Source organism: Haemophilus sp. UMB1048 (genome assembly GCF_030218125.1).
Taxonomy (GTDB): Bacteria; Pseudomonadota; Gammaproteobacteria; order Enterobacterales; family Pasteurellaceae; genus Haemophilus_D.
The window spans coordinates 195,518-208,602 of the sequence record NZ_JASOPB010000003.1; the positions used below are offsets into that span (position 1 = coordinate 195,518).

The 13,085-nt window shown below is 40.1% G+C and carries 13 protein-coding genes and 1 other annotated feature; of the genes, 2 read left to right on the forward strand and 11 right to left on the reverse strand.

All coding sequences use genetic code 11. The annotated features are described in order from the left end of the window. Nucleotides 1-107 precede the first annotated feature (107 nt). Nucleotides 108-818 (reverse strand): 4'-phosphopantetheinyl transferase superfamily protein, encoded by a 711-nt coding sequence (locus QP437_RS04160; RefSeq protein ID WP_285267070.1) that lies wholly within the window; start codon nucleotides 816-818, stop codon nucleotides 108-110. Between the two features lie 172 nt (nucleotides 819-990). Here QP437_RS04160 and QP437_RS04165 point away from each other — a divergent pair, with 172 nt between their 5' ends. Continuing rightward, nucleotides 991-2,484 (forward strand): PTS transporter subunit EIIC, encoded by a 1,494-nt coding sequence (locus QP437_RS04165; RefSeq protein WP_285267043.1) that lies wholly within the window; start codon nucleotides 991-993, stop codon nucleotides 2,482-2,484. Nucleotides 2,485-2,564: 80 nt separating this feature from the next. On the opposite strand, the gene thrC is transcribed toward QP437_RS04165, so the two are convergent. From thrC to thrA, 3 genes are all read right to left on the reverse strand, one after another. Continuing rightward, the gene (gene thrC / locus QP437_RS04170) at nucleotides 2,565-3,839 is read right to left on the reverse strand and encodes a threonine synthase (RefSeq protein WP_285267044.1); all 1,275 of its coding nucleotides are present in this window, start codon (nucleotides 3,837-3,839) and stop codon (nucleotides 2,565-2,567) included. Nucleotides 3,840-3,917: 78 nt separating this feature from the next. Continuing rightward, nucleotides 3,918-4,862, reverse strand: coding sequence for a homoserine kinase (gene thrB / locus QP437_RS04175; RefSeq protein ID WP_285267045.1), 945 nt, complete (start codon nucleotides 4,860-4,862; stop codon nucleotides 3,918-3,920). Nucleotides 4,863-4,874: 12 nt separating this feature from the next. Then, nucleotides 4,875-7,322, reverse strand: a complete 2,448-nt coding sequence (gene thrA, locus QP437_RS04180; RefSeq protein ID WP_054418226.1) for a bifunctional aspartate kinase/homoserine dehydrogenase I — start codon at nucleotides 7,320-7,322, stop codon at nucleotides 4,875-4,877. A gap of 32 nt (nucleotides 7,323-7,354) precedes the next feature. Then, nucleotides 7,355-7,469, reverse strand: a sequence feature (Thr leader region). Between the two features lie 164 nt (nucleotides 7,470-7,633). Here thrA and QP437_RS04185 point away from each other — a divergent pair. Beyond that, nucleotides 7,634-8,338, forward strand: coding sequence for a YggS family pyridoxal phosphate-dependent enzyme (locus QP437_RS04185; protein WP_285267071.1), 705 nt, complete (start codon nucleotides 7,634-7,636; stop codon nucleotides 8,336-8,338). Nucleotides 8,339-8,394: 56 nt separating this feature from the next. Here the strand turns inward: QP437_RS04185 and murA are convergent, their stop codons facing one another. Genes murA through mlaF form a run of 7 tightly spaced genes read right to left on the reverse strand, consistent with a single transcriptional unit; the run spans nucleotide 8,395 to nucleotide 13,059 of the window. Then, the gene (gene murA, locus QP437_RS04190) at nucleotides 8,395-9,675 is read right to left on the reverse strand and encodes a UDP-N-acetylglucosamine 1-carboxyvinyltransferase (protein WP_285267046.1); all 1,281 of its coding nucleotides are present in this window, start codon (nucleotides 9,673-9,675) and stop codon (nucleotides 8,395-8,397) included. Nucleotides 9,676-9,683: 8 nt separating this feature from the next. Then, nucleotides 9,684-9,941 carry a BolA family protein gene (locus tag QP437_RS04195; RefSeq protein ID WP_005697151.1) on the reverse strand — a complete coding sequence of 86 codons (258 nt, stop codon included), beginning with the start codon at nucleotides 9,939-9,941 and terminating at the stop codon, nucleotides 9,684-9,686. Between the two features lie 13 nt (nucleotides 9,942-9,954). Further along, the gene (locus tag QP437_RS04200; protein ID WP_014064941.1) at nucleotides 9,955-10,290 is read right to left on the reverse strand and encodes a lipid asymmetry maintenance protein MlaB; all 336 of its coding nucleotides are present in this window, start codon (nucleotides 10,288-10,290) and stop codon (nucleotides 9,955-9,957) included. A gap of 4 nt (nucleotides 10,291-10,294) precedes the next feature. Further along, the gene (gene mlaC, locus QP437_RS04205) at nucleotides 10,295-10,942 is read right to left on the reverse strand and encodes a phospholipid-binding protein MlaC (protein ID WP_285267047.1); all 648 of its coding nucleotides are present in this window, start codon (nucleotides 10,940-10,942) and stop codon (nucleotides 10,295-10,297) included. A gap of 21 nt (nucleotides 10,943-10,963) precedes the next feature. Further along, the gene (gene mlaD, locus QP437_RS04210; protein ID WP_197541775.1) at nucleotides 10,964-11,470 is read right to left on the reverse strand and encodes an outer membrane lipid asymmetry maintenance protein MlaD; all 507 of its coding nucleotides are present in this window, start codon (nucleotides 11,468-11,470) and stop codon (nucleotides 10,964-10,966) included. 12 nt (nucleotides 11,471-11,482) lie between these two features. Next, nucleotides 11,483-12,268, reverse strand: a complete 786-nt coding sequence (gene mlaE, locus QP437_RS04215) for a lipid asymmetry maintenance ABC transporter permease subunit MlaE (protein ID WP_054418238.1) — start codon at nucleotides 12,266-12,268, stop codon at nucleotides 11,483-11,485. Then, a complete protein-coding gene (mlaF, locus tag QP437_RS04220; RefSeq protein ID WP_285267048.1) occupies nucleotides 12,265-13,059 on the reverse strand; it encodes a phospholipid ABC transporter ATP-binding protein MlaF in 795 nt (264 codons plus the stop codon). Before mlaF ends, mlaE begins: the two co-directional genes overlap by 4 nt. Between the last annotated feature and the right edge of the window lie 26 nt (nucleotides 13,060-13,085).

Here is a 13,085-nt window from a genome sequence, read left to right on the forward strand (position 1 = left end):
AATTTTGATGAGTTTATCGAAATAAATGGGGTTAGTCTATGAAAATACAAGTGGCGAATCAAGTTTTATAAAATAAAAAATCCTTGAATATTTTCAAGGATTTTCTTTTATTCATTTACTTGGTAAATCAAGGATTTTTTTATATTTTTTTCGAGTAATTTTTTCCCATCCCAGTGATAAAAGTGCAGTTGAATTTTTGACTGATTTATAAATGCCGCAAAGTAAAAAGGCAATTCATCTGTAAAAATCAACTTACCTTTTGGACAATAATCTGAAAAGATCTGCATCTGTTCTGGCAAATGCGTCACACTTGATAACTTCACTATTCCTACGCCTTGTGATTTCAATACAGCTTCACGCAAACACCAACAACGATAAAAGGCCTGGTCTGCATCAGGCTGTTTAGCAAACCAATCTTGTTCTGCTTGTGGTGCAAAATGAGCCATGAGCGCAGAAAAATTCCGTTTTTTGGGAAATTCAATATCAATACCGACCGCACTTTTTTCTGATTCATTAATATGCAGCAATACAGCAACCCAATCACCAGAGTGACTAATATTAAAATCAATATTCTCGACGGGAAATTGTGGTCTGTCACTTTGTGTACGATAAATTCGCCCTAAAAGGGCGGTTGATTTTTCCGCTGTTTTTAGCAACTGCCAAAGTAAAAAATGCGCCAATCGACGACATTGATGTCGTTGCGTTATCCGAGAATTCCCCTTCGGTTCCGTATGCAAATTCTCAGGGACGAGCACCCTAGGAATTTCATTAAAAGGAAAAGGTTGTTGAATATTGGCGTAGGCAATAAAAGTTGTCATAAAAATAATGAATAAACATATTAGTTTGATTACATTATAAAAGGAAATCCACCACACGCCAACATAAGCTAAAACTCATCAAAGCAAGGTGTTAGATTGAAACTGTGAGCGGTTTCACAGATTTTTCCCTTCAAATACGTTACATTTCAAAAAAGTAATCACAGGAGGTTCTATGTTTAAACAACTTCAACAAGTCGGTAAGGCATTCATGTTGCCGATTGCTATTTTGCCTGCTGCAGGTCTTTTACTCGGGATCGGTGGTGCACTTTCCAATAAAGCAACGGTGCAAGCCTATCCAATTTTAAATAATGAGGCACTGCAAGGTCTGTTTCAAATCATGTCAGCAGCCGGTAGCGTAGTGTTTGCCAATTTAGCCTTATTATTGTGTATTGGTTTAGGTATCGGCTTAGCCAAACGTGACAAAGGCGTTGCTGCTCTCGCTGCGGTTGTCGGTTATCTCATTATGACGGGTACCATTGCCGCATTAATTCCGATTTTCTCTCCTGATGTAAAAAGCATCGATACGGGTGTGATTGGTGCATTGGTGATGGGCTTGATTACCGTTAAATTACACAATCGCTATCACAACATCCAATTACCACAAGTATTAGGTTTCTTTGGCGGCTCTCGCTTTGTGCCAATTGTGACGGCTTTTTCAGCTATTTTCGTTGGATTAGTTTTCTTCCTCATTTGGCCAACTTTCCAACAATGGCTCGTCTCGACAGGTAAAAGTATCGCTTCCATGGGAACCTTTGGAACATTCTTATACGGTTTCTTAATGCGATTATCTGGCGCAGTTGGCTTACATCACATGATTTACCCATTGTTTTGGTATTCTGAATTAGGTGGTGTGGAAATGGTCAATGGTGAGATGATTGTTGGTGCGCAAAAAATCTTTTTTGCTCAATTAGCGGATCCAAATCACCACGGTTTATTTACTGAAGGAACCCGTTTCTTTGCTGGTCGTTTTGATACCATGATGTTTGGCTTACCAGCTGCCTGTTTAGCTATGTATCACTGTGTACCGAAAAAACGTCGTGCACAAATTGGCGGTTTATTCCTTGGTGCAGCCCTAACATCATTTATTACCGGCATTACCGAACCTATCGAATTTATGTTCTTGTTTGTTGCACCATGGCTCTATGTATTCCACGCATTCTTAGATGGGGTGTCTTTCTTTATTGCCGATTATTTAAATATCTCTATCGGGAATACTTTCTCTGGTGGTTTTATTGATTTCTTGCTCTTCGGTATCTTACAAGGTGATGAAAACACCCATTGGTTGCGTGTCATTTTCGTCGGTATTCCTTGGGCACTGCTCTATTATTTCTCTTTCGTTTTCTTGATTCGCATCTTTAATGTGATGACGCCAGGACGTGGTGAAGAAACCGAAGAAAATGTAGAACAAGAAACCAGCTCTCTTACTGAAAATGCACATAAAATTATTGCAGCATTAGGTAGTGCTGAAAATATTGAAAACGTGGATGCTTGTATTACTCGATTACGTGTTTCTGTTAAGGACGTGAAAGCCGTTGATAAAGCCACATTAAAAAAATTAGGCGCGATTGATGTGCTTGAAGTCGGCGGTGGCGTACAGGCTATTTTCGGTGCTAAAGCCGTACTCTATAAGAGTGAAGTGAATCAAATCTTAGGAAAAGAAGATTAACTCCTAAAAATAAAGGGCGTTTATCCCGCCCTTTTGAGTAATAAAACAAAAGTGCAGTCAAAATCAACTGCACTTTTTTATTATTTCAACAAATATGCACGTAATTGTGCAAAATTGTCATCCATTTCATCAGAAAGTAATGGCAATTTATTGTGTTTATCCAACGCTTCTGGCAATGGAAGATCGAGCGAAAGAATACGCTCTACAGACTCTTTAAATTTCGCAGGATGTGCCGTGCATAAGAAAATACCAGTTTCATCCGCTTTAAGTTGGTCTTTCAATACTTGATAGGCGATCGCACCGTGTGGTTCACATAAATAACCTTTTTCGTACATCGCTTTTAACGTTTCTTCTGTTTCGCCATCGCTTAACATACCTGAACCTAAATCACTTAAATTCCAGCCATTACGTTTGAATAGTTCTTCTACACGTGGCCAGTTGTTCGGACGACTGACATCCATCGCATTAGAAAGCGTGGCTACAGTCGCTTTAGGTGCCCAGTTACCTGATTCTAAATAACGCGGCACAGTATCATTCGCATTGGTTGATGCAATAAAGCGTTTAATTGGTAAACCTAATGTTTTCGCGATTAATCCCGCAGTTAAGTTACCGAAGTTACCACTTGGTACAGAAACCACGACGTTATCACGTTTTTCTTTTGGTAATTGAGCTACTGCTTCAAAGTAATAACAAACTTGCGCTAATAAACGGCTGATATTGATCGAGTTTGCTGAGTTTAAACCAATCGCTTGACGTAGTTCGGCATCATCAAACGCTTGTTTGACTAACGCTTGACACGCATCGAAATCGCCATTAATCGCAACAGTGCGAATATTCCCACCTAAAGTACAGAAGAGTTTTTCTTGTAATGGGCTGATTTTGCCTTTCGGATATAAAATCACAACATTGATGTTTTCTAGCCCATAAAACGCGTGGGCTACTGCCGCGCCGGTATCACCAGATGTTGCTGTTAAAATAGTGATTTTGCCATCACCACGCACTGCAGCGAGTGCCTGCGCCATAAAACGACCACCAAAGTCTTTAAATGCTAAAGTTGGACCATGAAATAATTCAAGCGCATAAATATTGTCTTCCACTTTTTCTAATGGTGCAGAAAAAGTAAATGCATTTTTCACCATCGCATCCAAAGTGGCTTTCGGCAATTCTTCACCGATTAAGGCGCCAAGAATTTTTTGGCTACGTTCAACCAATGGTAAGGCTAATAGCTCGTCAATATTGGTTAAAACGGGGATCGTTTCTGGAAAGAACAAACCTTGATCTTTTCCAAGCCCTTGACGTACTGCTTGCGCAAAATTCACTTGTTCTTCAGGGTGTTTGATATTGTACAAATTCATTGTATATCCGTTAATTATAGAGTTTTAATAAAATGTTATTCCCCTCTTATAAAAGAGGGGATAAAGGCGATTTATTGTTTAACCTAACTCGCGCGCACCGTCGTTATCGACCTTACAAACGTGCACAAAACCTTCATTATTTTGTAAATAATGATTTTCTAAATAAGTCGCCAGTTTTGTTGCGATTTGTAAATCAGGTGCGATGGAGAAAATCGTTGGGCCAGAGCCTGAAATCCCCGTTGCTAATGCGCCTAAATCACGAGTAGCTTGTTTCACTTCTGCGAAATTTGGTAATAAAGCTTCACGATAAGGTTCCGCAATCACATCTTTCATCATCATCGCGGCCAGGTTTTCTTGATGAGTGTGACATGCATGCACAAAGCCACCTAAATGACGACCATGAGAGATCACATCTTGACGTGTGTAGCTTTTCGGTAAAATTGCGCGCGCTTCAGCGGTTGAAACCTCAATGCCTGGATAAGCTAAGACCCAATACCAATTATCAAAAAATGGCAGTTTTTGGCAAATGTTACCGAGGGATTGTACCATAAATTGCACACCGCCTAAGTAACAAGGTGCCACATTATCATAATGGATCGAACCTGAAATACGACCTTCTAGCTCCCCCATCATTTCTAACAATTCCATTTTTGAGAATGGTTCATCGTGGAATTTATTTAATGCCACCAATGCAGCTACGATTGAGCACGCACTTGAGCCTAATCCCGAACCAATCGGCATATTTTTCTCAAGGATCAAACGCAATGGTTTGACTCTCACATTGCGTAATTTTAATTGCTCACTAAACAGTACATAGGCCTGATACACGATATTTTTTTGTGGCTCTTTTGGCAATTTACGCACAAAATAGCCCGCACTTTCGAGCTCAAAACCACTTGGAATAGACTCAATCTGTACGACATCACCTAATAATGAACCATCAATTGGTGAAATGGCTGCGCCTAATGTGTCAAACCCTACACTAATATTTGCACTCGATGCGGGAGCATAAATTCTTAACATATTATGTCCTTTTTAGTGATGTAATGTTCTTAAAATATCCGCAAAGATACCTGCTGCAGTCACGGCATTACCCGCACCGTAACCACGTAATAGCAACGGAATTGGTTGATAATAACGAGTGTAGAACGCAAGGGCGTTTTCACCATCTTTTACCTTATACAATGGATTATTTTGATCCACAGCGATAATTGATACTTTGCAGTGGCCATCTTTAATTTGGCCTACATAGCGCAATACTTTGCCTTCCGCTTTCGCGGTTTCAACGCGTGCTTTAAATTCCGCATCTAATTGTGGCAACATCGCCATAAATTCATCAGCTGATTTGCCTTCAGAGAAGCCTTTCGGTAACACGCCTTCCACTTCCACATCGGAAAGCTCAAGTTCTAGCCCCGCTTCACGCGCTAAAATCAGTAATTTACGTGCCACATCTTGCCCCGATAAATCATCACGAGGATCAGGTTCTGTAAAGCCTTTTTCTCGTGCAAGTGCGGTCACTTCTGAAAGAGAAAGTCCTTCTTCTAATTTACCGAAGATAAATGAAAGTGAGCCCGATAAAATGCCTTCAAAATACTCAAGTTCATCACCCGCTGCCAATAAGTTTTGTAAGTTTTCGATAACCGGTAAGCCTGCCCCTACGTTAGTTTCGTATAGGAATTTATGTTGGCTCGCTTGTGCATTGCGACGTAATTCGTGGTAATAGGCTAATTCACGGGTATTCGCTTTTTTGTTTGGTGTTACCACATGGAAGCCTTCTTTTAATGCACGTGCATAAAGTCCTGCAACCGATTCAGCCGTTGTACAATCGACAAAGACTGGGTTCACCACGTGATGCAATTTAATGAAAGATAACAACACATCGAAATCAGAAGGTTGGGTTGCATTTTCAAGATCGGCTTTCCAATTATCTAAATTCAATCCATTTTCGTTTAAAAGCATTTTGGTTGAATTCGCTAAGGCACAAACACGGATTTCAATATCCTTCTTTGCAAGGTACTCTTTTTGTTGTTTGATTTGTTCAATCAATTCACCGCCGACACCACCGACGCCGACTAAAAACATATCGACGACCTTTTTATTATTAAAAAGGGCTTGGTGAGTCGCTTTCACAGCTTCAATCGCTTTATTTTGCGCCACTACCGCTGAAATTGAACGCTCAGAAGAACCTTGTGCAATTGCTACTAGGCTGATATTCGCTTGAGCCAATGCAGAGAAGAAACGAGCCGCAATACCTTTAGCTTGTTTCATGCCATCGCCCACAACAGAGATAATAGAAAGATCTTTTGCAACTTCAATCGGTTCTAATTCATGGGCTTTTAATTCTGCAGCAAATTCTTGTTCTAAAATCGCTTTCGCTGCATCTGCTGATTTCACTGGTACGCAGAAACTGATGCTGTATTCAGAAGAAGACTGCGTGATTAAAATGACCGAAATCCCTGCTTTCGACATGGCAGAGAAGACACGAGCGGCCATTCCCACCATACCTTGCATACCTGGTCCTGAAACGTTAAACATCGCCACGTTATCAAGGTTAGTAATTCCTTTCACCTGTAACTCTTCAGATTTTACATGGCCATCAATTACAGAACCTGGCGCAGATGAATTACCCGTATTTTTAATTACACATGGAATTTGTTTTGGTAATAATGGACCAATTGTACGCGGATGGATCACTTTCGCACCAAAATAAGAAAGCTCCATTGCTTCACGATAAGAAAGGCTTGGTAATAAACGTGCATCTGGTACTAAACGTGGGTCACAAGTATAAACGCCATCCACATCAGTCCAAATTTCACAAACAGACGCATCTAAACAAGCGGCTAAACAAGCTGCTGAATAATCAGAACCGTTACGACCTAATAACACTAATTCGCCTTTGTCATTACAAGCGGTAAAACCTGCCATTAAGACAACTTTATCCTTTCCGATACTTTTCGCATCAACGCGTTTTATAGATTCTTCAATATCAACTGAAGATTCTAAGTAACCGCCCTGCGCTAATAATTGTTTAACTGGATCAACAATGTGAACATTGTATCCACGAGCTTCAAACCACGCTTTCATCATGGCAATCGATAATTTTTCACCACGGCAGTCAATGGTTGCTTTAACCTTATCTTCTACTTTGCCTGCTTGGCGGATTTCTTCTAATAAACCTTTAATTTGGGCAAATTCTGCATCAATGAGGGCTTTGGTACCCGCAAGATCAAATTTATTATTTTCAGCGTGCAAACCATTAATGATGTTATAGAAAATTTCAATGGCTTCGTTAAAGTGGGTATCGGTTGGTTGGTTTAATGCGGCTTTTTCAGAGAGGGCGACAAGATGATTAGTAATTTTAGCAGGAGCGGATAAAACACCGGCTGCTTGTTCTTCTAAATGAGCTTTTTCGATTAATTGAGCTGCTTGCGAGAAACGCTCAGGGTTGGCTAATGAAGTGCCACCAAATTTTAATACGCGCATGATAATATCCTCAGATGTTGTGATTTTTAAATATTAAAAAACCCGCACTAGACTGAATGCGGGTTTTCCTGATCCTGTTTGCTACGCACTAACCCGCCCCATTAATTGTCGTAATGGTCATAATAATGGTGGTAATAGTGAAAGTGCGGTTATTTTTCATTGTATTTTTACCTTGAAAAAAAGATGTGTTTAGAAATACCGAAAAAGCGCGAGCTTGTCAAACATAAAATCGAAAAAATGAAGATTTTTTTCTAAAAATCATTACTTTGGTATAGAATAAAACGAGTTTTACATTGGTCAGGAAGAAAATGATGACAATTCAACAAGCACTCGAAACCATTCATCAACAAATCCAAACATCCACTCAACTTGCACATCGTCCTGAAAGTGCGGTCACGTTATTAGCGGTTTCTAAAACGAAACCCAATGAAGCGATTTTAGAAGCCTACCAAGCCGGACAAAAAGCATTTGGGGAGAACTATGTTCAAGAAGGTGTCGATAAAATTCAGTATTTTGAAGCACAGAATATTCAACTTGAATGGCATTTTATTGGCCCATTGCAATCTAATAAAACCCGTCTTGTAGCTGAACATTTCGATTGGATGCAAACGCTAGAACGTGCAAAAATTGCCGATCGTTTAAATGAACAACGCCCTGCCAATAAAGTGCCTTTGAACGTTTTAATTCAAATTAATATCAGTGATGAAGCCAGTAAATCAGGTATTCAACCAAGCGAAATGCTTGATCTTGCAAAACACATCGAAAATCTACCGCACTTACGTTTACGTGGCTTGATGGCGATCCCTGCACCAACAGATAATGTTGCTGAACAAGAAGCGGCTTTTAGCCTGATGGAACAATTATTTGAACAACTTAAAGCCGCTTTGCCTCATCAGCAAATTGATACGCTTTCAATGGGGATGACCGATGACATGCAAAGTGCCATTAAATGCGGTTCAACCATGGTACGCATTGGTACGGCCATTTTTGGGGTGAGAGATTATTCGAAAAAATAATGAATAGAAAATAAAAAAGCGGTCAAAATTGACCGCTCTTTTTTATCTGGATTTAATTAAACTTCTTCGCTCTTTTCAGAGAAACGTTCAATCTTCGCTCCTAAGCAACGAAGTTTATCTTCAACGTGCTCATAACCACGATCGATGTGATAAATACGATCTACGATAGTTTCACCACTTGCGATACACCCTGCTAATACAAGACTGATTGATGCGCGTAAATCTGTCGCCATCACTTCTGCACCAGAAAGATGCTCAACACCATGGCAAACTGCGGTGTTACCTTCAATTTCAGCTTTACCACCCATACGAATTAATTCTGGAATGTGCATAAAGCGGTTTTCAAAGATGGTTTCAGTAATGATACTGGTGCCTTCTGCCACCATATTTAACAAGGTGAACTGCGCTTGCATATCTGTTGGGAAGCCTGGGTGTGGTGCAGTACGAATATTGACGGCTTTCGGACGATTACCATGCATATCCAATGTAATGCTATCTTCTGTAACTTCAACTTCTGCACCTGCTTCACGAAGTTTATCAATCACCGCATCCATGGTATCCGCTTTGGTATTTTTACATACTACTCGACCACCAGAAATGGCACCCGCAATTAAGAATGTACCGGTTTCAATACGATCTGGCACAATGTTGTGCTCGCAGCCTGTTAAGCAGTCAACACCTTCAACGACAATGTGATCAGTACCGGCACCTGTAATTTTAGCGCCCATTTTATTGAGGAAATCTGCTGTATCAACAATTTCTGGCTCGCGCGCTGCATTTTCAATCGTTGTAGTACCTTTCGCAAGTGTCGCAGCCATCATAATGGATAAGGTTGCGCCCACGCTCACTTTTTCCATCACAATACGCGTACCTACAAGACGATCTGCAACAACCGCTTTTACATAACCTTCATCCAGCTCAATCGTTGCACCGAGTTTTTCTAAGCCACTAATGTGAAGATCAACCGGACGTGCACCGATAGAACAACCGCCTGGTAAAGAAACTTGGCCTTGATTAAAACGAGCCACCAACGGTGCTAATGCCCAAATAGAGGCACGCATGGTTTTTACTAATTCATATGGTGCAACGAAGTGATCAATTTTAGAACAATCTAATAATACTGCACCTTCAGCATCACGCTCAGCTACAACGCCAAGTTTACGTAAGATTTTTAAGGTTGTATCAATATCTTTTAGTTCTGGTACGTTTGTTAATTTAACCGGCTCAGTTGCCAAAATTGCAGCAAAAAGAATAGGAAGTGCAGCATTTTTTGCACCTGAGATGGTTACAGTACCACTTAAGCGAGATTGCCCGCCATAAACACGAAATTTTTCCATAGAAAATCCTAGCTTGCTTGATGTAATAGACGATCCATTTTCCACTTTGCAGTGGTATAGGTTTTAATAGTTAAAGCGTGAATTTCGCCAGTTTGAAAGTAAGGCATTAATGGCGCGTAAATAGTTTGTTGCTGTTTTAATTTGGAAAGTGCTGAGATTTCGTCACTCACTACAATCACACCAAAGTGAGCATTTTCACCTTGAGCATAAACCTCATCTACATTCAGGCTTTCTTTTAAAATACGTTCAATTTCTTGCAGTTCCATCCGGATTTCCGTTTTAATTATGGTCGATAAAAGTGCTAATCCAATGAGATAAATTCACTAAATCAGCAAGGGTTAATAACTGTTCTGGAGGGTTTATCAACCGCACTTTTTTATTTGGTAACTGCTCACAATCGTGTAGAAAATCACACAATAATGCAAAACCAGCAGAATCAATTCGATTGATTTCAGTTAAATCAAATTCAATGAGACTTTGATTGTTTTGCTTTTCTGATAAAAAAGAAGCACGTTGTTGCCATAATGGTAACAACGTGTTGCGGGATAGCTCCCCCGATAATTGGAGAGCTATCTTATCATTATTTTGGATTAAATCCCACTTTAACGCAGTCATTCGCTTATTTGCTCAATGTCACTGGTGCTGCAGCAGATTTTTGAATTTGAGCAGTTAATGCTTCAATACCTTGTTGACGTAAGATACCGCTCCATTCATTTTGTTTGGTGACAACCATGCTCACGCCTTCAGCAACCATGTCATAAGCTTGCCATTCGCCAGTTTTACTGTTTTTACGCCATTTAAAATCTAATTTGATTGGCGCTTGTCCACCATTTTGCATGATGTTGACACGAATGCTTACAAGGTTTTTGTCGCCTACTTCTTTAGCCGGTTCAATTTGAATATTTTGATCGGTATAAGCGGTTAACACTTGCGCGTAAGCTTGTTCGATAAAATCGCTAAATGCTTTAAAGAATTTTTCACGTTGTTCTGGTGTGGTTGATTTAAAGTGTGAACCTAACACCAAAGAACCTGCATAGTTTACTTGCACGTAAGGTAATAAATCATTACGCACGATGGTACGTAAATAGTTTGGATCCTTTTTAATTTTTGCCTGATTGTTTTTGATATCGGCAAATAACTTATCTGATGCTTGTTGCATCAACACATAAGGGCTTGTTTCTGCACGTACAGTTTGAGTCACAAAAAGTGCAGTCACTGCAAATGCCATTACGCTAAACCATTTTTTTAACTGAGTAAATTTCATCATAAATCTCCTAAATAAAGATTATTATTTTACATCTGATTCTGCTTTGTCAGCATTACCGTCTGATTTTTTATCACCGTAAAGGAACTGGCCGATTAAATCTTCCAATACCATTGCGGATTTAGTGTCTTGAATTTGGCTACCGTTTTTTAACATTGCGGTTTCACCATCATCAAAGCCCATACTTAAGGCGATATATTGTTCGCCCAATAATCCCGATGTTTTGATCGATAACGAACTGTTTTCCGGAATTTCTTTATATTCTTCATTAATCGCAATACTGACTTTTGGCAAGTAAGATTTTTCGTCTAATGTAATATCAGACACGCGACCAATGACTACCCCACCAAGTTTAAGTGGTGCACGGACTTTTAGTCCACCAATATTGTCAAAAGTTGCAGTCACTGTGTAAGATTTTGTTTCACCAAAACCTTGTACATTTGCTACGCGTAAGCCTAGAAATACTAACGCAGCGATACCGAGTAGTAAAAATAAGCCTACCCAAAATTCATATTTAATTGTTTGTCGCATAAAAATACCCTATTAGCCTGCCCCAAACATAATGGCAGTTAAGATGAAATCGAGCCCAAGTACCACAAGTGATGCGTGGACAACCGTTCTGGTTGTGGCTTGACTGATACCTTCAGATGTTGGAATACAATCATAACCATTGAATAACGCAATCCACACCACCGCAATGGCGAAAAATACGCTTTTAATAAATCCGTTTAGAATGTCATAGCTCCAGCTCACTGCATTTTGCATCACTGACCAGAAGCTACCTGCATCGACACCTTTCCAATCCACACCAACAAGCGAGCCACCCCAAATACCAATCGCGGTAAAGAGAATCGCAAGAATTGGCATCGCAATCACGCCCGCCCAAAAACGCGGTGCAATCACACGACGTAGTGGATCGACTGCCATCATTTCAAGGCTGGAAAGTTGTTCTGTGGCTTTCATTAAGCCAATTTCAGCTGTTAACGCTGAACCTGCACGACCCGCAAATAAAAGTGCGGTCACTACTGGGCCTAATTCACGTAATAAAGACAGTGCCACAAGTTGTCCAAGGCTGGTTTCTGCAGAAAAATCTACCAAGACTACATAGCCTTGTAAGCCTAACACCATCCCAATAAATAAACCTGAAAGCAGGATAATTAATAAAGACTGTACACCTAATGCGTATAACTGCTTCACTAATAAAGGAAAATGTTGACGAATTTGTGGCTTACCGACTAACGCACCGAACAACATAAAGCCTGATCGGCCTAATGCACGGAAAAACTTGATTACGCTTCGTCCAAGTGAAGAAATCATATCAACGATCATTTAAATAATTCCTCCACATAATCTTTTGCTGGATAATGGAATCTCACCGGTCCATCCGCTTCGCCTTTTAAGAACTGCACTACTTGAGGATCTTGGCTAGCAAGCAGTTGTTCTGATGTTCCTTCAGCGATCACATGCTTATCCGCAATAATATAGGCATAATCTGCAATACTTAATATTTCATTCACATCATGAGAAACCACGATAGACGTTAAGTTCAGCGCTTCATTTAAGCGTTTAATTAAGCTCACGATTACGCCCATGCTGATTGGATCTTGCCCTGTAAACGGCTCATCAAACATAATTAAATCAGGATCAAGTGCAATTGCTCGAGCCAATGCTGCACGACGCGCCATCCCCCCTGAAAGCTCAGAAGGCATTAAATCTGCCGCGCCACGTAAGCCCACCGCTTCTAATTTCATCAACACAATTTGACGAATTAGACTTTCTGGCAAACGCGTATGCTCGCGAATCGGAAATGCCACGTTATCAAACGTTGAAATATCCGTAAATAATGCACCTGATTGGAATAACATTCCCATGCGTTTACGCACTTCATAAAGCTCTCGATTTGAAAGACGACAAATATCTTGTTCATCAAACAAAATCTCACCTTGCTCAGGATGCAACTGACCACCGATTAATTTTAGTAGCGTGGTTTTCCCGATCCCTGATGGCCCCATAATGGCCGTAATTTTGCCCTGTTGGACTTTTAAATTCAGGTTATCGTAAATCACACGCTCACCTCGTTTGAAGGTCAGGTTTTTGACTTCGATTAGATTTTTATTCATTAAAATCTCATTGGTTTTATAAGAAG

Coding starts and splice junctions, on each gene's coding strand:
- mlaF (WP_285267048.1), bottom strand. CDS start 13,059: ATGAATAAAAATCTAATCGAAGTCAAAAACCTGACCTTCAAACGAGGT.
- QP437_RS04160 (WP_285267070.1), bottom strand. CDS start 818: ATGACAACTTTTATTGCCTACGCCAATATTCAACAACCTTTTCCTTTT.
- mlaE (WP_054418238.1), bottom strand. CDS start 12,268: ATGATCGTTGATATGATTTCTTCACTTGGACGAAGCGTAATCAAGTTT.
- mlaC (WP_285267047.1), bottom strand. CDS start 10,942: ATGATGAAATTTACTCAGTTAAAAAAATGGTTTAGCGTAATGGCATTT.
- QP437_RS04185 (WP_285267071.1), top strand. CDS start 7,634: ATGACAATTCAACAAGCACTCGAAACCATTCATCAACAAATCCAAACA.
- QP437_RS04165 (WP_285267043.1), top strand. CDS start 991: ATGTTTAAACAACTTCAACAAGTCGGTAAGGCATTCATGTTGCCGATT.
- mlaD (WP_197541775.1), bottom strand. CDS start 11,470: ATGCGACAAACAATTAAATATGAATTTTGGGTAGGCTTATTTTTACTA.
- thrA (WP_054418226.1), bottom strand. CDS start 7,322: ATGCGCGTATTAAAATTTGGTGGCACTTCATTAGCCAACCCTGAGCGT.
- thrB (WP_285267045.1), bottom strand. CDS start 4,862: ATGTTAAGAATTTATGCTCCCGCATCGAGTGCAAATATTAGTGTAGGG.
- QP437_RS04200 (WP_014064941.1), bottom strand. CDS start 10,290: ATGACTGCGTTAAAGTGGGATTTAATCCAAAATAATGATAAGATAGCT.
- thrC (WP_285267044.1), bottom strand. CDS start 3,839: ATGAATTTGTACAATATCAAACACCCTGAAGAACAAGTGAATTTTGCG.
- murA (WP_285267046.1), bottom strand. CDS start 9,675: ATGGAAAAATTTCGTGTTTATGGCGGGCAATCTCGCTTAAGTGGTACT.
- QP437_RS04195 (WP_005697151.1), bottom strand. CDS start 9,941: ATGGAACTGCAAGAAATTGAACGTATTTTAAAAGAAAGCCTGAATGTA.